The 20,812-nt window shown below is 62.3% G+C and carries 23 protein-coding genes; 13 read left to right on the forward strand and 10 right to left on the reverse strand.

The features are described 5' to 3' along the window. Window positions 1-37 precede the first annotated feature (37 nt). The 3 genes from C1X29_RS09740 to sutA all read left to right on the forward strand — a co-directional run bounded on the left by C1X29_RS09740 (window position 38) and on the right by sutA (window position 2,445). Window positions 38-1,375, forward strand: coding sequence for an ammonium transporter (locus C1X29_RS09740; protein ID WP_007951904.1), 1,338 nt, complete (start codon window positions 38-40; stop codon window positions 1,373-1,375). A 215-nt stretch (window positions 1,376-1,590) separates the two neighbouring features. Then, window positions 1,591-2,016, forward strand: coding sequence for a secondary thiamine-phosphate synthase enzyme YjbQ (locus C1X29_RS09745; protein ID WP_011336526.1), 426 nt, complete (start codon window positions 1,591-1,593; stop codon window positions 2,014-2,016). Between the two features lie 102 nt (window positions 2,017-2,118). Further along, a complete protein-coding gene (gene sutA / locus C1X29_RS09750; protein WP_007951900.1) occupies window positions 2,119-2,445 on the forward strand; it encodes a transcriptional regulator SutA in 327 nt (108 codons plus the stop codon). Between the two features lie 65 nt (window positions 2,446-2,510). On the opposite strand, the gene C1X29_RS09755 is transcribed toward sutA, so the two are convergent. The 6 genes from C1X29_RS09755 to C1X29_RS09780 are packed head-to-tail and all read right to left on the reverse strand — an operon-like array spanning window position 2,511 to window position 7,118. Beyond that, window positions 2,511-3,215, reverse strand: a complete 705-nt coding sequence (locus tag C1X29_RS09755) for an HAD family hydrolase (RefSeq protein ID WP_102717319.1) — start codon at window positions 3,213-3,215, stop codon at window positions 2,511-2,513. Further along, a complete protein-coding gene (xerC, locus tag C1X29_RS09760; protein WP_085746782.1) occupies window positions 3,212-4,111 on the reverse strand; it encodes a tyrosine recombinase XerC in 900 nt (299 codons plus the stop codon). Before xerC ends, C1X29_RS09755 begins: the two co-directional genes overlap by 4 nt. A 2-nt stretch (window positions 4,112-4,113) precedes the next feature. Beyond that, window positions 4,114-4,839: a DUF484 family protein gene (locus C1X29_RS09765; RefSeq protein WP_007951894.1), complete on the reverse strand. Its 726-nt coding sequence runs from the start codon at window positions 4,837-4,839 to the stop codon at window positions 4,114-4,116. Between the two features lie 13 nt (window positions 4,840-4,852). Further along, entirely contained in the window at window positions 4,853-5,683 is an 831-nt protein-coding gene (gene dapF / locus C1X29_RS09770) for a diaminopimelate epimerase (protein WP_011336523.1), read from the reverse strand. A gap of 4 nt (window positions 5,684-5,687) precedes the next feature. Next, on the reverse strand, window positions 5,688-6,935 hold the full coding sequence (gene lysA, locus C1X29_RS09775; RefSeq protein ID WP_102685858.1) for a diaminopimelate decarboxylase: 1,248 nt from the start codon (window positions 6,933-6,935) through the stop codon (window positions 5,688-5,690). 9 nt (window positions 6,936-6,944) lie between these two features. Next, window positions 6,945-7,118 carry a lipoprotein gene (locus C1X29_RS09780; protein ID WP_007951888.1) on the reverse strand — a complete coding sequence of 58 codons (174 nt, stop codon included), beginning with the start codon at window positions 7,116-7,118 and terminating at the stop codon, window positions 6,945-6,947. A 239-nt stretch (window positions 7,119-7,357) separates the two neighbouring features. On the opposite strand from C1X29_RS09780, the gene cyaY reads away from it, so the two are divergent. The 3 genes from cyaY to rnk all read left to right on the forward strand — a co-directional run bounded on the left by cyaY (window position 7,358) and on the right by rnk (window position 8,458). After that, entirely contained in the window at window positions 7,358-7,690 is a 333-nt protein-coding gene (gene cyaY / locus C1X29_RS09785) for an iron donor protein CyaY (RefSeq protein WP_007951887.1), read from the forward strand. Between the two features lie 4 nt (window positions 7,691-7,694). Continuing rightward, entirely contained in the window at window positions 7,695-7,919 is a 225-nt protein-coding gene (locus C1X29_RS09790) for a DUF1289 domain-containing protein (protein ID WP_045121669.1), read from the forward strand. Window positions 7,920-8,047: 128 nt separating this feature from the next. Then, complete coding sequence (rnk, locus tag C1X29_RS09795; RefSeq protein ID WP_102685857.1) at window positions 8,048-8,458, forward strand: nucleoside diphosphate kinase regulator; 411 nt, start codon at window positions 8,048-8,050, stop codon at window positions 8,456-8,458. A gap of 6 nt (window positions 8,459-8,464) precedes the next feature. Here the strand turns inward: rnk and C1X29_RS09800 are convergent, their stop codons facing one another. From C1X29_RS09800 to C1X29_RS09810, 3 genes are all read right to left on the reverse strand, one after another. Continuing rightward, window positions 8,465-11,308: a class I adenylate cyclase gene (locus C1X29_RS09800; protein WP_102717320.1), complete on the reverse strand. Its 2,844-nt coding sequence runs from the start codon at window positions 11,306-11,308 to the stop codon at window positions 8,465-8,467. 194 nt (window positions 11,309-11,502) lie between these two features. Then, a complete protein-coding gene (locus C1X29_RS09805; RefSeq protein ID WP_007951883.1) occupies window positions 11,503-11,748 on the reverse strand; it encodes a TIGR02647 family protein in 246 nt (81 codons plus the stop codon). Window positions 11,749-11,939: 191 nt separating this feature from the next. Next, window positions 11,940-12,224, reverse strand: a complete 285-nt coding sequence (locus tag C1X29_RS09810) for a hypothetical protein (protein ID WP_007951881.1) — start codon at window positions 12,222-12,224, stop codon at window positions 11,940-11,942. Between the two features lie 123 nt (window positions 12,225-12,347). Between C1X29_RS09810 and C1X29_RS09815 the strand changes: the two genes are divergently transcribed. After that, entirely contained in the window at window positions 12,348-13,007 is a 660-nt protein-coding gene (locus C1X29_RS09815) for a glutathione S-transferase (RefSeq protein ID WP_102717321.1), read from the forward strand. A gap of 127 nt (window positions 13,008-13,134) precedes the next feature. Here C1X29_RS09815 and argH read toward each other — a convergent pair whose 3' ends face one another. Further along, complete coding sequence (gene argH, locus C1X29_RS09820) at window positions 13,135-14,529, reverse strand: argininosuccinate lyase (RefSeq protein WP_102717322.1); 1,395 nt, start codon at window positions 14,527-14,529, stop codon at window positions 13,135-13,137. 474 nt (window positions 14,530-15,003) lie between these two features. Here argH and C1X29_RS09830 point away from each other — a divergent pair, with 474 nt between their 5' ends. From C1X29_RS09830 to C1X29_RS09855, 6 genes are all read left to right on the forward strand, one after another. Then, window positions 15,004-15,750: a LytTR family DNA-binding domain-containing protein gene (locus C1X29_RS09830; RefSeq protein ID WP_007951875.1), complete on the forward strand. Its 747-nt coding sequence runs from the start codon at window positions 15,004-15,006 to the stop codon at window positions 15,748-15,750. Window positions 15,751-15,888: 138 nt separating this feature from the next. Beyond that, window positions 15,889-16,830 (forward strand): hydroxymethylbilane synthase, encoded by a 942-nt coding sequence (hemC, locus tag C1X29_RS09835; protein ID WP_102717323.1) that lies wholly within the window; start codon window positions 15,889-15,891, stop codon window positions 16,828-16,830. Continuing rightward, complete coding sequence (locus C1X29_RS09840) at window positions 16,827-17,594, forward strand: uroporphyrinogen-III synthase (protein ID WP_102717324.1); 768 nt, start codon at window positions 16,827-16,829, stop codon at window positions 17,592-17,594. The genes hemC and C1X29_RS09840 overlap by 4 nt, the downstream gene beginning before the upstream one ends. A gap of 16 nt (window positions 17,595-17,610) precedes the next feature. Then, complete coding sequence (locus C1X29_RS09845; RefSeq protein WP_102717325.1) at window positions 17,611-18,753, forward strand: uroporphyrinogen-III C-methyltransferase; 1,143 nt, start codon at window positions 17,611-17,613, stop codon at window positions 18,751-18,753. After that, entirely contained in the window at window positions 18,750-19,988 is a 1,239-nt protein-coding gene (locus C1X29_RS09850; protein ID WP_102717326.1) for a heme biosynthesis protein HemY, read from the forward strand. Before C1X29_RS09845 ends, C1X29_RS09850 begins: the two co-directional genes overlap by 4 nt. 219 nt (window positions 19,989-20,207) lie before the next feature. Then, entirely contained in the window at window positions 20,208-20,759 is a 552-nt protein-coding gene (locus tag C1X29_RS09855; protein WP_085746773.1) for a disulfide bond formation protein B, read from the forward strand. The last annotated feature ends 53 nt before the right edge of the window (window positions 20,760-20,812 follow it).

The raw sequence follows: 20,812 nt of genomic DNA on the forward strand, positions 1-20,812 counted from the left end.
ACGCCGCCACAAACCCAACGCCCCAGGAGAAAACAATATGACTCTGCGTAAATTCGCAGGGCTAGGAGCCCTGTTGTCTATCGTAATGCCCGGCCTGGCCATGGCGGCAGACGAAGTGGCAGCTCCAGTCCTGAACTCCGGCGACACCGCCTGGATGCTCACCTCCACAGCCCTCGTGCTGTTCATGACCATTCCCGGCCTCGCGCTGTTCTACGGCGGCATGGTTCGGTCGAAAAACATTCTTTCCGTGATGATGCAGTGCTTCGCCATTACCGGTCTGATCAGCGTCCTGTGGGTCATTTACGGCTACAGCATCGCGTTCGACACCACCGGCATGGAGCAGGGCGTCGTCAACTTCAACTCGTTCGTGGGCGGTTTCGGCAAGGCGTTCCTGGCCGGCGTCACCCCAGCGAGCCTGACCGGCCCGGCGGCGCTGTTCCCCGAGGCGGTCTTCATCACCTTCCAGATGACCTTCGCAATCATCACCCCGGCGCTGATCGTCGGTGCGTTCGCCGAGCGGATGAAATTCTCCGCGATGCTGATCTTCATGGGCATCTGGTTCACCCTGGTCTACGCACCGATCGCGCACATGGTCTGGTCCGGCAACGGCGGCCTGATGTGGGACTGGGGCGTACTCGACTTCGCCGGCGGCACCGTGGTGCACATCAACGCCGGTGTGGCCGGTCTGATTGCCTGCCTGGTACTGGGTAAACGCAAAGGCTTCCCGACCACCCCGATGGCGCCACACAATCTGGGTTACACCCTGATGGGCGCAGCGATGCTGTGGGTTGGCTGGTTCGGCTTCAACGCCGGTTCCGCTGCTGCCGCCAACGGCACCGCCGGCATGGCGATGCTGGTGACCCAGATCGCGACCGCCGCTGCGGCACTGGGCTGGATGTTCGCCGAGTGGATCACTCACGGCAAACCAAGCGCACTGGGTATCGCATCCGGCGTCGTCGCAGGTCTGGTCGCGATCACTCCGGCGGCTGGCACCGTGGGCCCGATGGGCGCACTGGTGATCGGTCTGGCGGCAGGCGTGGTGTGCTTCTTCTGCGCTACCACCCTGAAACGCAAACTCGGTTATGACGACTCCCTGGACGCCTTCGGCGTGCACGGTATCGGCGGTATCCTCGGCGCGATCCTGACCGGTGTGTTTGCTGCACCGTCGCTGGGTGGCTTCGGCACCGTCACCGACATCGCCGCACAAGTCTGGATTCAGTGCAAAGGCGTCGGCTTCACCGTGATCTACACCGCGATCGTCACCTTCATCATCCTCAAGGTACTGGATGCCGTGATGGGTCTGCGCGTGACCGAGGAAGAAGAATCGGTCGGCCTGGATCTGGCACAACACAACGAGCGCGGCTACAACCTGTAAGCACGCGCCGCAAAAAAATTGCCCGGCTCGCCGGGCATTTTTTTGTCTGGAATTTGTCTTCCCTGATACAGCTGAAAGGATTTTTCGTACTGCTTTGGTCGTGTTTACGACGAGTGTTTTTCTGCGGCCAAAGGCTTACATCATTGAAGGAATATTAGGGCCTTTGTTTTTTTCCAGAGCGCGCTAGAATGCGCCCCGAACGTGCGGAGAACTGTATGTGGCAACAGACTCTGATAACCCTGCGGGCACGGCCCCGGGGCTTTCATCTGGTGACGGACGAGTTGCTCGCCGGCCTGCCTGAACTCAAGGCATGCCGGGTCGGTCTGTTGCATTTGTGGCTGCAGCATACCTCGGCGTCGTTGACCATCAACGAGAACGCCGATCCGGCGGTACGTCGCGACTTCGAACGATTTTTCAATCGTCTGATCCCACAAGGAGCAGACGGCTATGAGCATAACGACGAAGGCCTGGACGACCTCCCGGCGCACTTCAAGGCCAGCGTGCTGGGCTGCCAGATCAGTTTGCCGGTAACGGCGGGCCGACTGGCACTGGGCACCTGGCAAGGCGTTTACCTGGGCGAGCACCGTGATCATGGCGGTGCCCGTAAAGTCCTCGCCACCTTGCACGGTGAAGGGGCATAAACCGTTGGTCACCAATGGTTACCGATTTTTTTCCGGCGACTTTCGACAGTCGCCAAAGCTGGTCTATAACTAATCTGCTTTTCGCAAGTCATGAGGTAGAACATGAGCGACGATGATCTGGAAAACGACGACCTCGAAGTAGGCGACGAAGACGAGGCCGAAGACGGTCTGGAAGCAGCAGCGGAAGACGTTGCTGAAGACGATGGCGGTGACGATACGCCGGCCCCGGCTGCCAAAGGCAAGGCCAAGGCTGCGGTGTCGGTCGACGAGTTGCCGAGCATCGAAGCCAAGAACAAGGAGCGCGATGCCCTGGCCAAGGCCATGGAAGAGTTCCTTGCGCGCGGCGGCAAGGTGCAGGAAGTGGAGGCCAACGTGGTCGCCGATCCGCCCAAGAAGCCGGACAACAAGTACGGCAGCCGCCCTATCTGAGGCGTGTCGCTTGCTTGCTGAAAAAGCCCGCCGTCGCTGCGGGCTTTTTCATGGGCGAAAGAAATCTAGCCGCGGCTGTTCCAGCGAGCGAGTACGGCAGGCAGATCGTTCAGGCTGCGAATCTCGGCATCCGGCAGGCGCTCCGCTTCCCAGTCCTTGCCGGCCGGGTTGAACCAGATCGCTCGCAGACCGGCCTGCTGCGCCCCGGCGATGTCATCCCCCGGGTGATCGCCGATATGCACAGCGGCTTCGGCGCTCACGCCGCCGCGCTGCAACGCTTCATGGAACAGTCGAGCATCCGGCTTGGCTATGCCGATGTCTTCGGCACACAACGCAAACTTGAAGTAATCCGCCAGCCCGAGACGACGGACATCGGCGTTGCCGTTGGTGACCACCCCGAGGGCGTAATGCTTGGCGAGGGTTTCCAGGATCGGCTCGACCTCCGGGAACACCTCGATCTGATGCCGCGCATGCAGAAACACTTCAAAACTCTTGTCCGCCAGATCCGACGCTTCGCCGTGGGCGTACCCGGCTTCTTCCAGCGCATCGAACAGCACGCGCCGGCGCAACGCGCTGATGCGGTGCTTCAGGCCCGGTTCGTTGGCCAGCACCCGCTCGCGGATCGACCACAGATGCTCGACCGGCACCGCGCCCAGATTCGGCGCATGTTCGCTCAGCCATTCGCGCAAAACCGCTTCGGCGCTGACGATCACCGGGGCGGTGTCCCACAAGGTGTCGTCGAGGTCGAAGGTGATCAACTGGATGCTCATGAATCGTCGCCTTTCATGCGTTTGGCCCGTGGATGGGCGCTGTCGTAGACCGCCGCCAGGTGCTGGAAGTCCAGGTGGGTATAGATCTGGGTGGTCTTGATGTCCGAGTGGCCGAGCAGTTCCTGCACCGCTCGCAGGTCCTGAGAGGACTCGAGCAAATGGCTGGCGAAGGAGTGCCGCAGCATGTGCGGGTGCAGGTTCTGCCCCAGTTCGCGCTCGCCGGCGAGTTTGACCCGAACCTGAATCGCGCGCGGGCCAAGGCGTCGGCCTTGCTGGCTGACGAATACCGCGTCGTCCGCCGGATTGGTCAGCGCCCGCAGCGGCAGCCATTGCTCCAGTGCTTCCCGGGCCTTTTTGCCGACGGGCAACAGACGCGTCTTGCTGCCCTTGCCGAGCACCTGAACCATGCCGTCGGCCAGATCGAGCTGATCGAGATTGAGCCCGGTCAGCTCCGACAGACGCAGTCCGGAGGAATAGAACAACTCCAGAATCGCCTGATCGCGCCGCGCGAGGAAATCGTCCTCCACGGCACCTTCAAGCAGTTGCAGGGCGCGATCGGTGTCGAGGGTTTTCGGCAGCCGGCGTTCGCCTTTGGGCGGTGCCAGGCCGGTGGCCGGATCGTGATCGCAGAGACCTTCACGATTCAGATAGTGATAGAGCCCGCGCACCGCTGAGAGCAGGCGCGCCAGACTGCGTGAGGACTGGCCCTGGGCATGCAGGCGGGCGATCAGGCTGCGCAGGCGCTGGATGTCCAGCGCCTGCCAGCTATCGATGTTCTGTTTGTTGCACCAGCCGAGGACTTTGTCGAGGTCGCGTCGGTAGGCCGACAGCGTGTGCGGCGACACCTGCCGCTCACTGCGCAGGTGTTCGCAGTAAGCGTCCAGTTGTCGTTCCATGCTCAGCGTACCGAGCGCAGGGAGCTGTTGACCCGTGGCAGCACGCGACCCATGACTTCGGCGATGTAGCTGAGGAACAGCGTGCCGACCGAGCTCTTGTAGTGCTGCGGATCACGGCTGGCGATGGCCAGGATTCCGTGGATGCCTTGATGGCTGACGGCGACCACGGCGGTGGAGCCGATCTGCTTGCGCTGTTCTTCGCCGAACAGGAAGTCCAGCTCATGCTCACGCAGGCTGCCGCTGACGCTCTTGCCTTCGGTGAGCAATCCGCCGATGGCGGTTTGCGCGTCGGCGTGGGTCACCCAGCGGCCGACCGGGGCCGGGTTGTCGCCCAGCAGGATCAGGCTGACGAAGGGCACCTGAAAATCCTGACGCAGGCTGTCTTCGACGCTGATCACCACATCTTCCAGAGTGGCGGCGTCCATCAGCGCAAGGATCAGGCGACGGGTCTTGTCGAACAGGCGATCGTTGTCCCGGGCGACGTCCATCAAGTGGGAGAGACGGTGACGCATCTCGATGTTGCGGTCGCGCAGGATGGCCATCTGACGCTCGACCAGCGAGACGGTATCGCCGCGCTGATGGGGGATGCGCAGGGACGGCAGCAGTTCTTCATGCTCGACGAAGAAGTCCGGATGAGCCTCCAGGTACGCGGCAACCGCTGCCGCCTCCAGGCTCTCGGACGCTGATTCACCGGACTGTCGGGCGGGTACCTGAGGCTTATCGGTCATGGCTTCTGCTCACTCAAAGACGCACTTGTCCTTCGTATACGCGCACTGCCGGGCCGGTCATCAACACCGGTTGGCCGGGGCCTGCCCACTCAATGGACAGACGCCCGCCCGGCAGGTCGATCAGCAGTGGCGAATCCATCCACCCCTGACTGATCGCAGCTACAGCAGCAGCGCAGGCACCGGTGCCGCAGGCCTGGGTTTCCCCGGCGCCGCGTTCCCAGACGCGCAGTTGCGCGCGATGGCGGTCGATGACCTGGAGAAAACCGACGTTGACCCGCGCCGGAAAGCGCGGATGGTGTTCGATTTTCGGCCCCAGTTCATGCACCGGTGCAGTGTTGATATCGCTGACCCGCAGCACCGCATGGGGGTTGCCCATGGACACCGCCGCCAGATCCACCGGCGTACCGTCGACATCGACCTGATAACTCAGGGCCTGTTCCGGCGCCTGGAACGGAATGTCCGCCGGCACCAGGCGCGGGGCGCCCATGTTCACGCCGATCTGGCCGTCATTACGCACGTCCAGTTCGATGATGCCGCCCTTGGTCTCGACGCGGATCTGACGTTTGGCGGTCAGGCGCTTGTCGAGCACGAAGCGGGCGAAGCAGCGCGCACCGTTGCCGCACTGCTCCACTTCGGAACCGTCGGAGTTGAAGATCCGGTAACGGAAATCCACATCCGGATTGCTCGGCGCTTCGACGATCAGCAATTGGTCGAAACCGATGCCGGTGTGCCGGTCGCCCCACATTTTTGCGTGCTTGGGCTGAATATGCGCGTGCTGGCTGACCAGGTCGAGAACCATGAAGTCGTTGCCCAGGCCGTGCATCTTGGTAAAACGCAGCAGCATGGGGTTACTCCGGCAGCAGGCTTTCGCCGGCAAACAGCTCGGCCACGGTTTCGCGGCGACGCACTTCAAATGCCTGATCACCATCCACCAGCACTTCAGCGGCACGGCCGCGAGTGTTGTAGTTGGAGCTCATCACGAAACCGTAGGCACCGGCCGAATGCACGGCCAGCAGATCGCCTTCTTCCAGCGCCAGTTCGCGTTCCTTGGCGAGGAAGTCGCCGGTTTCGCAGATCGGGCCGACGATGTCGTAGGTACGCGCAGCAGTATCGCGTGGCTTGACCGGGGTCACGTCCATCCAGGCCTGGTACAGCGCCGGGCGGATCAGGTCGTTCATGGCCGCGTCGACGATGGCGAAGTCTTTGTGCTCGGTGTGCTTGAGGTACTCGACCTGAGTCAGCAGCACGCCGGCGTTGGCGACGATGAAGCGGCCCGGTTCGAACACCAGCGCCAGATCACGACCGACCAGACGCTCGCGTACAGCCTTGATGTAATCGGCGGCCAGCGGCGGCTCTTCATCGCGATAGCGCACACCCAGGCCGCCACCGAGATCGATGTGGCGCAGGTGGATGCCGCAATCACCGAGGCGATCGACCAGATCCAGCAGGCGATCGAGGGCATCGAGGAACGGAGGCAGGGTGGTCAGTTGCGAACCGATGTGGCAGTCGACGCCGACCACTTCCAGGTTCGGCAGGTGCGCGGCACGCACGTACACGTCTTCGGCGTCGGCGATGGCGATGCCGAACTTGTTTTCTTTGAGACCGGTGGAAATGTACGGGTGGGTGCCGGCATCGACGTCGGGGTTCACGCGAAGCGAGATCGGCGCGCGAACGCCCAGTTCGGCGGCGACCACTTGCAGGCGCTCCAGCTCGTCGGTGGATTCGACGTTGAAGCAATGCACACCGACTTCCAGCGCACGGCGCATGTCGTCACGGGTCTTGCCGACGCCGGAGAACACGATCTTGTCCGGGCTGCCGCCGGCGGCCAGAACACGCTCCAGCTCGCCACGGGAAACGATGTCGAAACCGGCACCGATACGGGCCAGGACATTCAGGACGCCGAGGTTGGAATTGGCCTTGACCGCGAAGCACACCAGGTGCGGCATGCCGGCCAGCGCGTCGGCGTAGGCCAGGTACTGGGCCTCGATGTGCGCGCGGGAGTAGACGTAGGTCGGTGTGCCGAAGCGATCGGCGATGGCGGACAGCGCCACACCTTCCGCGAACAGTTCCCCGCCACGGTAGTTAAAAGCGTCCATGGCGATCCCTTAGTAAACGTCGTGCTTGTGTGCCTTGGAGACAGGCTGCTTTTGCGAAGACTGGGCTTGCTCGGCCGGGTCCTGATCTTCATCGGGCAGGTACAGCGGGCCTTTCTGACCGCAGGCCGAAACGAGACAGGCAACCGCGACGAGCGCAGCAAGGGAAGAGATCAGGCGCTTCATGGCGAAATCCTTGAAAATGCATTAATTGCGCCGGAGTATACCGGCCACCCGGCAGCTTGCCTATGCGACGGAACTCCCGTCCGGCGGGGCTCGGGCTGCGGCGCGGAAACTTTTCCCGCGTGGCGGGTGGATATTTCGTCGCCGGGCAGGGCGCTTGGTCGTTATCCTTTGCAATCGGCTGGCAGCGTCCGTATCTTGCGGCGCTTGAGCCTGATCAGACATTTTTTGAGGTTGCCGCAATGAGTTTGTCCGAAGCCCGTTTCCACGATCTGGTCGATGAAACCCAGGAAAAACTGGAAGACATCTTCGACGACAGCGACCTGGACATCGACATGGAGAACTCGGCCGGTGTGCTGACCGTCAAGTTCGAGAACGGCACCCAGCTGATCTTCAGTCGTCAGGAACCGTTGCGTCAGCTGTGGCTGGCCGCGGTGTCCGGCGGTTTCCACTTCGACTACGACGAAGAAAGCGAACGCTGGATGTGCGACAAGAGCGAAGAACAGCTGGGCGAAATGCTCGAGCGCATCGTCAAGCAGCAGGCCGGCACCGAATTCGATTTCGAAGGCCTGTGATTTCGTGACTGATACTGCGCCCGTCCGTCCGCCGAAGCCGCTCTACAGCAACGTCAGCCCGGCCGTCCCTTCTCCGTGCACCGGCGTGTGCCGGCTGGATGAACAGAAGGTCTGCCTCGGCTGCATGCGCCATGTCGAAGACATCCGCGAGTGGCGTTCGGCCGATGACGAGCGCCGCCGGGTGATTTGCGCGCAGGCGGCTCAGCGCCGGCAGCTCGCCGGAGCGTAGCTTGTATATTTTTTGAGCTGTGATAGTGTCCGGAAACGCCTCAACCCATCGAGGCCTGGTGAAAACCCCGTCTTTTTTGGCGGGGTTTTGCTTTTTTTGTGTGCAGAAGAAAGGAGTCTGCCCGGATCATGACCGCACCTTCCATCACCCTTACCCGTCTGGACGTGCAACGTCTGGAGCGCCTGATCGACAGCCTGGATGACACGCTGCCGGGCGTGATCGCGCTGCAAACCGAACTGGACCGCGCCGATACCCTGGTCGGTCACGATGAAGTGCCTGCCGATGTCGTGACGATGAATTCCCGTGTGCACTGCCGCGAAGAGAGCAGTGGCAAGGACTACCACCTGACCCTGGTCTACCCGAAGCACGCCAACGCCGACGAAGGCAAAGTCTCGATCCTGGCCCCGGTCGGCAGTGCGCTGCTGGGCTTGAAGGTTGGTCAGCACATCGACTGGCCGGCTCCGGGTGGCAAGATCCTGAAACTGACTTTGCTCGAAGTCGAATCGCAGCCGGCCAACGGCGGTGATTTCCCGGAGTAACCCGCCTCAGACCTGCTCGAGCGCCTCGTTCAGAGAGCGTTCCAGGTCGGCCTTGTAACGCAGATACAGATTGCTCGAACTCTGCCCGTCACCGATCACACCCGACAGGTCCAGGTCGGTGATGTAGCAGCGGTAGCGCTCGCTTTCCCGGCGCTGCCCGACGATCTCCCGGGCGACCACGCTGAACAGCTGGTCGCCATGTTCCAGCTCGCTGAATTCCCGTTGATTGCAATAGAGCGTGACCTGCACCTCGCCGGGCGCGGCTTTGCCGACGATCGCCTGCACGTCGTAGAACGGTTTGTTGACCGGCGTCTGCGGCGCCGGGCGCATTTCGACCCGTCGCGCGCGTCCCGGCCCCGATGGCAATAACTGGTAATACAAGATTTCAAGGCTGGCGGCATGGCCCGCATCCATCGGCAGCAGCGCTTCGCGGCGGAACTGGATCGATTGCAGGAACCGCTGCAACGGCACCAACAGGCTTTGCTCGTCGTGATAGGGCAAGTGCTGTTGCCACAGCGCATTGAACTCGTCGAGTACGTACAGCTCGGCGGTTCGCTCGGTGATCCGGTAGAACACCTGAATGCATTCGGGCTGGCCCATCGGCAGGATCAACGCCAGGTCGTGGTCTTCCAGCGCCATCGGGTCCAGGTGCAGCGGGCTGTAGCGCGGCTGTTCCTCGCCCAGGTAATCGAGCAGCGCCGGCAGGGTGGCGAGGGCGACATGGCTGACCTGGCCCGGCACCAGCTCCAGCACGTGATAGTGCTGCTGCACCTGGATCAGATAGCGGTGATTCAGATCACTGAGCAACAGGGTCTGCGCGGTGTCGACGATTTCTTCCACCCGGCGGGCGATGAACTGCGCGCGGTTGTGACAGAAGCAGCGCACTCGCAGCGAGGGTTGTTGCGGCCCGCGCGGCAGGTTGTTGAGGTAATCGCGCAGGCAGTCCATCAGGGCATGCGGGCCATCGAAGCGGTTGACCAGCACTTCGTTCCAGCTGTTGAGCGTGACCTGATCCAGGGTCAACACCAGGTTCTCGCGCACACCGGCGTAGCTCAGCGAATCGGTACGCTCGGTGGTCATCAGGATGTTCAGGTCGCGGTGATGCTTGAGCGGATCGACCCCGACATTCACCAGCATCAGCACTTCGCTCGGCACGGCGGCGCGCAGCAGCGGTTCTTCGGCGACGGTCGACAAGGGCAGGGGGATGCTTTGTTGCAGGCTGCCGAGCAGGTTGAACAGCTCGAACTCGCTCAAATCGCTGGTGCCGGGGTGCAGGGCCAGTCGGGTGCTGCTGTCGATCACGCCGTTGCGGTGGCACCAGGTCAGCAGCTCCAGCAACTCGCGGCTGCGCTTGATCGGCGCGAAGTGTTCCCACTCCAGCGCCGTCAGGCTGCCGTTGTACAGGCCCCACTGGGTTTGTCCCGGTTCCTTTTTGTTCGGTGATTGCACCAGGGTCAGGGTGTCTTCGGCCAGGTCCGGGGCGATGCCGGGATTGATGAACTCGACCTTGTCGGCCTTGCGTTCGAATGCTGCATACAGGCGCCGGCCTAGAACGTTGAGGTCGCGCTTGTTGATCAGGCTGACAGTCTGTTCGGTGCGGGCGAACTGGGTCAGGAAGCGGTAGCTGTAATTCAGTTCGTTGACCAGCGCCCGGCGCTCGGCGCTGACCTGGCGGACTTTCCACTGGCTGCGGCTGTCGAGCAGCGCCAGTTGCCGCTGATCCCAGTGCCATTCGCTGGCCAGTCTTTCCAGCAGTGAACGCTGCCAGCTCTGGGTGCGGGTGTTGCCGGTGAGCTTGCGGTTGACCTTGAGGTACAGCGCGCGGCGTACCAACTCCAGGCGCTCCGGCTCGTTGCGCGCAGTGAGGTATTCCTCGATCCGCCGGTAGACCACCATGTACGGGTCCAGCTCGTCGAGATCCAGCCGGTTGGCGAACACCGCCTGCTTGAAGCGCAGGCTCAGACATTGCACCTGCGGATGTTCGCTGGCGTAAACCTCGGTCAGCAGCAGCTTGAGCACCGATTTGTAAGGTGACTCAATGCCCTTGAACAGTTGCCACAGCCCGGCGCCGACGAACTCGCCCGGCGGAATGTGCGCCATCGGCCCCAGGTCGAGGGTTTCATCATTGCGGATGAAACGTTTGGAAATCAGCGTGTGGGTGTACGCGTCGTAGGCACGTTCTTCGTAGACCGGCACCAGCCACCAGATCGGCGTGCGCCCGGCGAGCCAGATCGCGGTGCGGTAGAACTCGTCCAGCAGCAGGTAATGCTGGGTGGTGCCGCAATCTTCGGAGCTGAGCTGGGTGTCGCGCTCGCCTTTGACGAAGCGCACCGGGTCGATCAGGAAGAAGTGCGCTTCGGCCCCCTGGCTGGCCGCCCAGGTTTCGAGCAGCTGGCATTTCTTGCGCAGCTCGGCCAGTTCGCTGTCGCTCAGGTCGGGGGCGTGGCAGACCCACACATCCATGTCGCTCTGGTCGGCCTGGGCCAGCGTGCCGAGGCTGCCCATCAGGAACAGCCCATGAATCGGCCGTGGCGGGTTGCTGCCGTGACGCGGCTTATAGGAGAACGAGCGCGTCAGGCGCTGAGCTTCGGCCAGCACATCGGCGTCGGGTTCGTAATTCGACAGCCCGGCCGGCGTACTGCCCGAGACATAGCCGGGCAGCAGCGGATGATTGACGTGGAAAAACAGTGGCAGCAGCGTGAGCACGCTTTGCTGGCGCGTCGACAGACCTTCCAGCGCCCGGTTCAGGCGGCCTTCATTGAGTTTGAGAAAACGTGCACGTAGCTGGCTGAGTACCTTGCGGTCGATGCCTTCGTCCAGGTCGGGGCGGATTTCATGGGTGCGGGTCATGTCGGCTCAAACCGGCGCGCAGGGCTCGGAGGCAAAGGGTCTCGGGTGTCCGGGAGTTTAGCGCCTGAGCGGCAGGAGTTTTAAGCTGAATTTGTTTTTTGACGTCAGATTTCTATCGCGCGGCGATGGGCGACGTTCATGGCTGGCCCGCGGAAATCCCGTGGCAGGGGTTTCCGTGGGCAAAGTCGGGAGGATCAGGCGGTTTGCTGCTCTTTGAGAATCGTCAGTACGGTTTGCACGTTCTGTGCGGCATCGCGACCGAGGCTGGTCAGGTAACCGCCATCAGGCTGGTCTGTCAGTTCTTTTTCGAACAGGCGTTGTGCGGCGGCAATGTGCTTCGGGGCAGCGGTCTGATGAATTTTCAGACCTTCCTGGGAACTGTCCAGGTTGAAGAGTGCGAGGACTTCCAGTTCGGCAACCAACTCAGGGGTAAGCGACATAAGGACTCCAGACTTTCTAGGAATTGGACGACAGCGCCCCTAAGGTGAACCTGCCGGCGCGGCCTGTCCAGTGCGCGTGTCAGGGTTTTTATCCCGGGGTGGATTCCAGTGTAGTCAGGGGGCAGCAGAAGGCCGGGCAGATGGGTGACAAATTGTGTGGGAGCAGGCCTGCTCCCACAGGGTGGGGCCGTTTACTGCTTTTCCGGTGGCAGTTCCGGCAGTGCGCGCAGCGCGGTTTCGTACCACTCGGTATCGAACGCGCGGTCTTCGTCGAGCATCGCGTCGATTTCACAGGCCAGCACGTGGGCCATCAGATTCAGGATGTCATCACGCTCGTAACCGACCAGCGTCAGCTTGTTGAAGGTTGCCTTGGCCGCTGGCGGGTTGTCGCTTTCGATCTGGTTCTCGATCGCTTCGATCAGCGTCGATTCGGTGAACTCTTCTTCATCATTGTCGATGTCAGTCGGCTCGCTCATGGCAGGCTCCTCAAGGAAAGGCGCCAGTTTACCCGCATTCAGCAGCGTGATGCTGCTGGCGCGAATCCCTGGTGCGATCTATAAACAGGCACTGCCCACCCCGCACGGCCTGGAGGCTATGTGATGTTCAAGCTCTATGGATTCTCCGTCAGCAACTACTACAACATGGTCAAACTGGCGCTGCTGGAAAAAGGCCTGCCGTTCGAAGAGGTCACGTTCTACCCGACGCCTACGCCTGAGTCTCTGGCCATCAGCCCGCGTGGCAAGGTGCCGGTGCTGGGGGCCGAAGGTGGTTACATCAACGAAACGATGGTGATGCTCGAATACCTCGAAAGCAGTCAAAAGGGGGTCCCGCTGTTGCCGACCGAGCCGTTTGCCCGTGCTCAGGTGCTGGCAGTGGCCAAGGAAATCGAGCTGTATATCGAGCTGCCGGCACGAGCCTGTTACGGCGAAGCGTTTTTCGGTACGGCGCTGCCGGAGGCGATCAAGGAGAAAACCAAGGCTGAATTGCTGCTGGGCTTTGCAGCGCTGGGGCGCCACGGCAAGTTCGCCCCGTATGTAGCGGGCGACAGCTTGAGCATTGCGGATTTGTATTTCCTCTACAGCGTGCCGCTGGCGGCTGCCGTGGGGCACAAGCTGTTCGGTCTGGATTTGCTGGCGGAGATGCCGAAGGCCAAGGCGCTGCTGGAGCGGCTTGAGCAGAATGCGCATGTGCAGAAGATTGCAGCGGACAAGGATGCGGCGATGCCGGCGTTTTTGGCGATGATCGCAGCCAAAAAGTAGCATTTTGTAGCGTTTTGAAATCAGTCATCGCGGGCAAGCCCGCTCCCACAGGGTTTTCGGTTGAAACACAATTGCATGTTCGACACTGAACCTGTGGGAGCTGGCTTGCCAGCGATGTTTTTGGCTTTTAGCGGCTGGCGATCAACGCCTGACCACGAACCACGGCAGCCTTGACCTGCGCCGGCGCAGTGCCGCCGATGTGGTCACGGGCATTCACCGAGCCTTCCAGGGTCAGCACGGCAAACACGTCCTGCTCGATCTGGTCGCTGAACTGGCGCAGTTCTTCCAGGCTCATTTCCGCCAGATCCTTGCCGGTGTCGACGCCGTACTTCACGGCATGACCGACGATCTCGTGGCAATCACGGAACGGCAGGCCACGGCGTACCAGGTAGTCGGCCAGGTCAGTGGCAGTGGAGAAGCCGCGCAGCGCCGCTTCACGCATGATCGCGTGCTTAGGCTTGATCGCCGGGATCATGTCGGCAAAGGCGCGCAACGAGTCGCGCAGGGTGTCGGCGGCGTCGAACAGCGGTTCCTTGTCTTCCTGGTTGTCCTTGTTGTAGGCCAGCGGCTGGCCTTTCATCAGGGTCAGCAGGCCCATCAGCGCACCGAACACTCGGCCGGTCTTGCCGCGTACCAGCTCTGGCACGTCGGGGTTTTTCTTTTGCGGCATGATCGAGCTGCCGGTGCAGAAACGGTCCGGCAGATCGATGAACTGGAACTGCGCGCTGGTCCACAGCACCAGCTCTTCGGAAAAGCGCGACAGGTGCATCATCGCGATGCTGGCGGCCGAGCAGAATTCGATGGCGAAGTCGCGGTCGGACACGTTGTCCAACGAGTTGCCGCCGACGGCGTCGAAGCCCAGCAGTTGCGCGGTGTATTCGCGGTCGATCGGGTAAGTGGTGCCGGCCAGCGCGGCGCTGCCCAGCGGCATGCGGTTGGTGCGCTTGCGGCAGTCGACCAGACGCTCGTAGTCGCGGCTGAGCATTTCGAACCAGGCCAGCATGTGGTGCCCGAAGGTCACCGGCTGAGCGGTCTGCAGGTGGGTGAAGCCCGGCATGATGCTGGCGGCTTCACGCTCGGCCTGCTCCAGCAGGCCTTTTTGCAGGCGGGTGATTTCGCTCAGGATCAGGTCGATCTCGTCACGCAGCCACAGGCGGATGTCGGTGGCGACCTGGTCGTTGCGGCTGCGGCCGGTGTGCAGCTTCTTGCCGGTGACGCCGATGCGGTCGGTCAGGCGTGCTTCGATGTTCATGTGCACGTCTTCGAGGTCGACGCGCCAGTCGAACTGGCCGCCCTCGATTTCGCCCTGGATGGTCTTCAGGCCATCGATGATGCTGTCGCGCTCGGCATCCGTCAGCACGCCGACCTTGGCCAGCATGGTGGCGTGGGCGATCGAGCCCATGATGTCGTGGCGATACAGGCGCTGGTCGAAAGTGACGGAGGCGGTGAAGCGGGCGACGAAGGCGTCGACGGGTTCACTGAAGCGGCCGCCCCAGGACTGATTGGTCTTGTCAGTGCTCATGAATTCGCTCGTATCGGCTTGAAGAAAGAAGGCGTGAAACGCTGGCGCGGATAATAACAGGGTTGCCAATCCTGTCGCTGACACTGGTCGATACGTTTTTTTCTCATGACCTGATCCATAGTCGCCGGTGTCGCCGGGGGATTTGCGCAAGGATATTTTTCGATTGAGCAATATCGGCCCGACGAGCGTCTACAGTAGGACATAGGGGTCGACGTGGCGGCGGATCGCGCAAAGGTCCGGCCACCGACTATAAGAAGAGAGAGGGGTGGGTGTATTGGCCATTGGCATACCCTGCGTAAAACGCAGTCGGCGACGGGCGTCAGGCGGTACGTTGCAGGTGTCGGCAAATATTGCCGGCCGACGTACGGCACTTTTTGGCGCTCGCGCTAGTCTTAGCGTGGATCGCGGTGACGGACGTCACTCCACTTGTCTACGCTATCCTTGTGCGAGACTCACGCAGGAATCCAGCGCAATATGAATGTCCTGATCGTTGATGACGAACCACTGGCCCGCGAGCGACTCAGCCGAATGGTGAGCGAGCTCGAGGGCTACACAGTCCTGGAGCCCAGCGCCACCAATGGCGAAGAGGCGTTGGCGCTGATCGACAGCCACAAGCCGGATATCGTACTGCTCGATATCCGCATGCCGGGCCTCGATGGCCTGCAGGTGGCTGCCCGTCTGTGCGAACGCGAAACCCCGCCAGCCGTGGTGTTTTGCGCAGGTCCCGATGAATTTGCCGTGGAAGCCCTGCAGGCCAGCGCCGTGGGCTATGTGGTGAAACCCGTGCGAACCGAACATCTGCATGACGCCCTGAAACGGGCTGAACGTCCCAACCGGGCCCAACTCTCGGCCCTGACCCGTCCTGCCGCCGAAAGCGGTAACGGCCCGCGCAGCCACATCAGCGCCCGGACCCGCAAAGGCATCGAATTGATCCCGCTGGATCAGGTGGTGTACTTCATTGCCGACCACAAATACGTGACCTTGCGCCACGAAGGTGGCGAAGTCCTTCTGGATGAACCGCTCAAGGCGCTGGAAGACGAATTCGGCGAGCGCTTCGTGCGGATCCACCGCAACGCGCTGGTCGCCCGCGACCGCATCGAGCGATTGCAGCGCACACCGCTGGGCCACTTCCAGTTGTTCCTCAAGGGCCTCAACGGAGATGCGCTGATCGTCAGCCGCCGGCATGTGGCGGGCGTGCGCAAAATGATGCAGGGGCTTTAGTCCGCAGGCTCCGGGCGGTTCTTCGTTTCATTCACCAGGCATCGCAGGCCAGGGAGGCCACGCCGTTTCTGATTCAGGTCAAAGTGGATTTGGCTGAGCTGTTATTATCCGCGGTATCTATTCAGTACGGATTGATCCATGTCCTCTCGCGAAATCCGCATCGCCACCCGCAAAAGTGCTCTGGCCCTCTGGCAGGCCGAATACGTCAAAGCCCGTCTGGAAGCAGCCCACCCGGGCCTGCTGGTGACGCTGGTGCCCATGGTCAGTCGCGGCGACAAGCTGCTTGATTCGCCCCTGTCGAAAATCGGCGGCAAGGGCCTGTTCGTCAAGGAACTGGAAACCGCGCTGCTGGAAAACGAAGCCGACATCGCCGTGCATTCGATGAAAGACGTGCCGATGGATTTCCCCGAAGGCCTCGGTCTGTTCTGCATCTGCGAGCGCGAAGATCCGCGTGACGCGTTTGTCTCCAATACGTATTCCAGCCTCGATGCGTTGCCAGCCGGCAGCATCGTCGGCACCTCCAGCCTGCGTCGCCAGGCACAGTTGCTGACGCGCCGTCCGGATCTCGAGATCCGTTTCCTGCGCGGTAACGTCAACACCCGTCTGGCCAAGCTCGACGCCGGCGAGTACGACGCGATCATCCTCGCGGCAGCCGGTCTGATCCGCCTCGGTTTCGAAGAGCGCATCACCTTGGCCATCAGCGTCGACGATAGCCTGCCGGCCGGTGGCCAGGGCGCCGTCGGTATCGAATGCCGCAGCGCCGACGCTGAGATTCATGCCTTGCTCGCGCCCCTGCATCACGCCGACACCGCCGACCGTGTCACCGCCGAGCGTGCCCTCAACAAACATCTGAATGGCGGCTGCCAGGTGCCGATCGCCTGCTACGCCGTGCTCGAAGGCGATCAGTTGTGGCTTCGCGGCCTGGTGGGCGAGCCGAGCGGCGGCAAGCTGCTCAGCGCACAGGCTCGTGCACCGCGTGCCGCAGCCGAGACGCTGGGTGTGCAGGTGGCTGAAGACCTGCTCAGCCAGGGCGCCGACGATATTCTCAAGGCAGTCTACGGCGAGGCAGGTCACGAGTGACCGCTTGGCGCCTGCTGCTGACGCGCCCGGCGGAGGACTGTTCGGCGCTCGCCACCGTGCTGGCCGAACAAGGGATTTTCAGCAGCTGTCTGCCGCTTTTGGAAATCGCGCCACTGCCGGTCTCTGACACAATGCGCCGCACGATCACGCAACTGCCGCGTTACAGCGCGGTGATCGTGGTCAGCAAACCGGCGGCGCGGATCGCGGTGGATCTGCTCGACGCTCTGGGTCTGGCGACTCTGACGATGCCGTGGTTCAGCGTGGGCGCGGCGACCGCCGCTATCCTTCGGGATCAAGGACTGGATGTGAGCTTCCCCGACGCGGGTGACGACAGCGAAGCCTTGCTGCAATTGCCGCGTCTGCTGGCGGCGGTGGCAGAGCCCGGCTCGCAGGTGTTGATCCTGCGCGGGGAGGGCGGACGCGAGCTGCTGGCCGAGCGCCTGCGCGCGCTTGGTGCTAGTGTCGAATACTTGGAGTTGTACCGTCGCGACCTGCCGGACTATCCGCCGCAGGAGCTGCCCCGCAGGATTGCAGCGGAACGCCTGAACGGGCTGGTGGTCAGCAGTGGACAGGGTTTCGAGCACCTGCGCCAACTGGCTGGCGACAGCTGGCCTGTACTTGCGCAGTTGCCGTTGTTTGTTCCAAGCCCAAGGGTTGCCGAGCAGGCCAGTGCCGCCGGGGCCCGAACAGTTGTGGATTGTCGCGGCGCGAGTGCCGCGGCCTTGCTGACGGCGTTACGGGAGCATCCCGTGCCCGTTCTCTAATGCAAAGGATGGATACGTGAGCGAAACAGCCTTGCCTAAAGATGACGTTCAACCTGTGATCGATGCACCGGTTGATGCACCGCCACCGGCCGCGGAACCGCGCCGAGGCAACGGATTGGCCATTCTCGCGCTGCTGCTCGGCGCCGCCGGTGTTGCGGTGGGTGGCTGGGGTGTCTGGCAGGTGCGACACCTGCAGACCAGCACTCAGAATCAGTTGAGCCAGGTCCAGGCGTTGAACGATCAGGCCCAGACCCTGAAGCTCAATGAGCAACGACTGACCGAGCGCCTCGCGCAATTGCCCGGCGCTGATGAACTTGCCGATCGCCAGCGTCTGGTGTCGCAACTTCAGGGCGATCAGCAGCGCCTCAATCAACGTCTGGAAACCGTCCTTGGCGCCAGCCGCAAGGACTGGCGTCTGGCCGAGGCCGAGCACTTGCTGCGTCTGGCCAGCCTGCGTCTTTCCGCCCTCCAGGACATCAGCAGCGCCCAGGCGCTGGTGCAGGGTGCCGATGAAATCCTGCGCGAGCAGAATGATCCCGGCTCGTTCGCCGCTCGTGAGCAAGTGGCGAAAACCCTGGTGGCGCTGCGCAGCACCGAGCAACCGGATCGCACCGGGCTGTTCCTGCGCCTGGGCGCCTTGCGTGATCAGGTCGTCGGCCTCACCGAGCTGGCGCCGGAATACAAGGATCGCGGCGATTCGCTGCTGGGCCTGACCTCCGATGGCGACGGCGCCAGTCGCTGGGCGCAGTGGTGGGATCAGATCTCGCGCTACATCCGCATCGATTTCAACGCTGACAAAAATGTTCGGCCGCTGCTTGCTGGCCAGAGTCTGAGCCAGGTGCGTCTGGCCCTGAGCCTTTCGCTCGAACAGGCGCAATGGGCCGCGCTCAACGGTCAGGCGCCGGTGTACACCCAGGCCCTTGCAGAAGCGCGTGACGTCCTCACGGGCAACTTCAATCCGGACAACCCGCAGAGCAAGATCATGCTCGAGCAGGTCGCGGAATTGAGCAAGCAACCGGTTACCGTCAACACGCCGGATCTCGCTGGAACCTTGAGTGCGGTTCAGGCGTATCTGGAGCGCCGTAACGTCAACGCCGAAGACTCGGTGAAACCCTTCGCCAAGCCGGCCGCCAGCACCGCGCAGGAGGCGACACCATGAAGCGCCTGTATGTGATCGTGTTTCTGGTGATCGCGGCAACGGCGGCGCTGGGCCTGGCGATTGCCGAGCATTCCGGATACGTGCTGGTCGCCTACAAAAGCTTTCGTTATGAATCGAGCCTGTGGGCGACCCTGGCGGTGGTGGCGGTGCTGTGGCTGCTGGTCTGGGGTATCAAGGCGCTGGTCGAACTGGTGCTGACCTCGGGCGGCGTGGTCAATCCCTGGTCGCGTCGCAACCGCAGCCGTCGCGTGCAAGTGGCGATCGAGCACGGTCAGCTCGATCTGGCCGAAGGTCGCTGGGCCAGTGCCCAACGTCACCTTTACCGGGCCGCCGAAGCCGAGCGTCAACCGTTGCTGTATTACCTGGGCGCCGCCCGCGCCGCCAACGAACAGGGCAACTACGAGGAAAGCGATCGCCTGCTTGAGCGTGCACTCGAGCGTCAGCCGCAGGCCGAGTTGGCGATCGCCCTCAGCCATGCGCAGTTGCAGACCGATCGTGGTGATACCGATGGGGCGCTGGTCACCTTGCAGGCGATGCACGAGCGCCATCCGCACAATGTCCAGACCTTGCGTCAATTGCAGCGTCTGCATCAGCAGCGCGGTGACTGGTCGTCGGTGATCCGGCTGTTGCCGGAGCTGCGCAAAGACAAAGTCCTGCCACCGGCCGAACTGTCCGAGCTCGAGCGTCGTGCTTGGGGGGAAAACCTTTCCCTGGCGGCCCAGCGTGAAGAGGATGGAGCCGTCGGTTTGCAGTCGCTCAACCGCGCCTGGCAGCAACTGACTTCTGCCCAGCGCCAGGAGCCGGCGCTGGTGTTGGCCTATGCCGAGCAATTGCGTCAGTTGGGTGCTCAGGTCGAAGCGGAAGAAGTGCTGCGCACGGCGCTCAAGCGCAAGTACGACAGCCATCTGGCGCGACTTTACGGTCTGGTGCGCGGCAGCGATCCGGCGCGTCAGTTGCAGACGGCCGAAGGCTGGCTCAAGGATCATCCGGGTGATGCCAGCCTGCTGCTGACGCTGGGGCGCCTGTGCCTGCAAGCCAGCCTGTGGGGCAAGGCACGGGACTATCTGGAAAGCAGCCTGCGAGTACAGCGCAATCCGGAAGCGTGTGCCGAATTGGCGCGCCTGCTGGCCCGGCTGGGTGACACCGAGCGCAGCAACCTGCTGTTCCAGGAAGGACTCGGTATGCTGGATGAACGACTTTTGGCTTCGCCATTGCCCGTAGCCGTTCGGACGTGATCAGAAAGGAGGAGCGTGCTCCTCCTTTTCTTTCCGATGACGGAATAGTTACCGTTAAATCTCCTCCAGAGCAACGTCCTACAGAGGGCTACACCGAATCCTTCGGTGCCTGTCGGGATTTCCCTACACTTCTGCTGAAGTGTCGCCAGTGACCTGCCTTGAAAGCCCGAGGCCCTTTCCTCTACCGTAACTGCCTGTCTTTATTGTTACGGATAAGCCATGTCGTTGGCCTGCTCACGCTCCCTGTTCTTTATGGCTTTTACTGCGGGGATTCTGGCCCTGGGAGCTTCCTATTACCTTGAATATGCGGTCGGTCTGGTGCCTTGCAGTCTGTGTCTGGTCCAGCGTCTGTTCATGAGCGTCCTCACCCTTTGTTGTGGTGTGGCTGCGATCCATGGGCCGCAACGTGTCGGTCTGTCGCTTTACTGGATGATGGCGTTGCTCACCAGTCTTGGCGGGACGACAGCGGCGTGGCGGCAAGTGCTGCTGCAAGGTGATTCCCTGCAAAGGTTGGCGCATTGCGCGCCGGGTCCGGAAGAAATGTTCAGCAGCCTGCCGTGGTTATGCGCGCTGATGCGGATGTTCAACGATACGGCCGATTGCGCGGAATTGTCCTGGACGCTGTTCGATCTGAGCATTCCGGAGTGGAGCCTGCTGTTTTTTGTGGGGATGTCGATCCTGGCCGTTTACCAGTTGCTGCGGCAGGTCTGGATGGCGTTGCAGCAACCGCTCAGCGGCCAACCGTCGCACCCGGTGCTGGTCAGGGATTAAACACTTGTATGAACTTTCTCTCCTGCGTACCTTGAAGCCATAGGCGTGCGGGC

This window comes from Pseudomonas sp. GW456-12-10-14-LB2 (genome assembly GCF_002884345.1).
Taxonomy (GTDB): Bacteria; Pseudomonadota; Gammaproteobacteria; order Pseudomonadales; family Pseudomonadaceae; genus Aquipseudomonas; species Aquipseudomonas paraglycinae.

Coding starts and splice junctions, on each gene's coding strand:
- C1X29_RS09740 (WP_007951904.1), top strand. CDS start 38: ATGACTCTGCGTAAATTCGCAGGGCTAGGAGCCCTGTTGTCTATCGTA.
- C1X29_RS09745 (WP_011336526.1), top strand. CDS start 1,591: ATGTGGCAACAGACTCTGATAACCCTGCGGGCACGGCCCCGGGGCTTT.
- sutA (WP_007951900.1), top strand. CDS start 2,119: ATGAGCGACGATGATCTGGAAAACGACGACCTCGAAGTAGGCGACGAA.
- C1X29_RS09755 (WP_102717319.1), bottom strand. CDS start 3,215: ATGAGCATCCAGTTGATCACCTTCGACCTCGACGACACCTTGTGGGAC.
- xerC (WP_085746782.1), bottom strand. CDS start 4,111: ATGGAACGACAACTGGACGCTTACTGCGAACACCTGCGCAGTGAGCGG.
- C1X29_RS09765 (WP_007951894.1), bottom strand. CDS start 4,839: ATGACCGATAAGCCTCAGGTACCCGCCCGACAGTCCGGTGAATCAGCG.
- dapF (WP_011336523.1), bottom strand. CDS start 5,683: ATGCTGCTGCGTTTTACCAAGATGCACGGCCTGGGCAACGACTTCATG.
- lysA (WP_102685858.1), bottom strand. CDS start 6,935: ATGGACGCTTTTAACTACCGTGGCGGGGAACTGTTCGCGGAAGGTGTG.
- C1X29_RS09780 (WP_007951888.1), bottom strand. CDS start 7,118: ATGAAGCGCCTGATCTCTTCCCTTGCTGCGCTCGTCGCGGTTGCCTGT.
- cyaY (WP_007951887.1), top strand. CDS start 7,358: ATGAGTTTGTCCGAAGCCCGTTTCCACGATCTGGTCGATGAAACCCAG.
- rnk (WP_102685857.1), top strand. CDS start 8,048: ATGACCGCACCTTCCATCACCCTTACCCGTCTGGACGTGCAACGTCTG.
- C1X29_RS09800 (WP_102717320.1), bottom strand. CDS start 11,308: ATGACCCGCACCCATGAAATCCGCCCCGACCTGGACGAAGGCATCGAC.
- C1X29_RS09805 (WP_007951883.1), bottom strand. CDS start 11,748: ATGTCGCTTACCCCTGAGTTGGTTGCCGAACTGGAAGTCCTCGCACTC.
- C1X29_RS09810 (WP_007951881.1), bottom strand. CDS start 12,224: ATGAGCGAGCCGACTGACATCGACAATGATGAAGAAGAGTTCACCGAA.
- C1X29_RS09815 (WP_102717321.1), top strand. CDS start 12,348: ATGTTCAAGCTCTATGGATTCTCCGTCAGCAACTACTACAACATGGTC.
- argH (WP_102717322.1), bottom strand. CDS start 14,529: ATGAGCACTGACAAGACCAATCAGTCCTGGGGCGGCCGCTTCAGTGAA.
- C1X29_RS09830 (WP_007951875.1), top strand. CDS start 15,004: ATGAATGTCCTGATCGTTGATGACGAACCACTGGCCCGCGAGCGACTC.
- hemC (WP_102717323.1), top strand. CDS start 15,889: ATGTCCTCTCGCGAAATCCGCATCGCCACCCGCAAAAGTGCTCTGGCC.
- C1X29_RS09850 (WP_102717326.1), top strand. CDS start 18,750: ATGAAGCGCCTGTATGTGATCGTGTTTCTGGTGATCGCGGCAACGGCG.
- C1X29_RS09855 (WP_085746773.1), top strand. CDS start 20,208: ATGTCGTTGGCCTGCTCACGCTCCCTGTTCTTTATGGCTTTTACTGCG.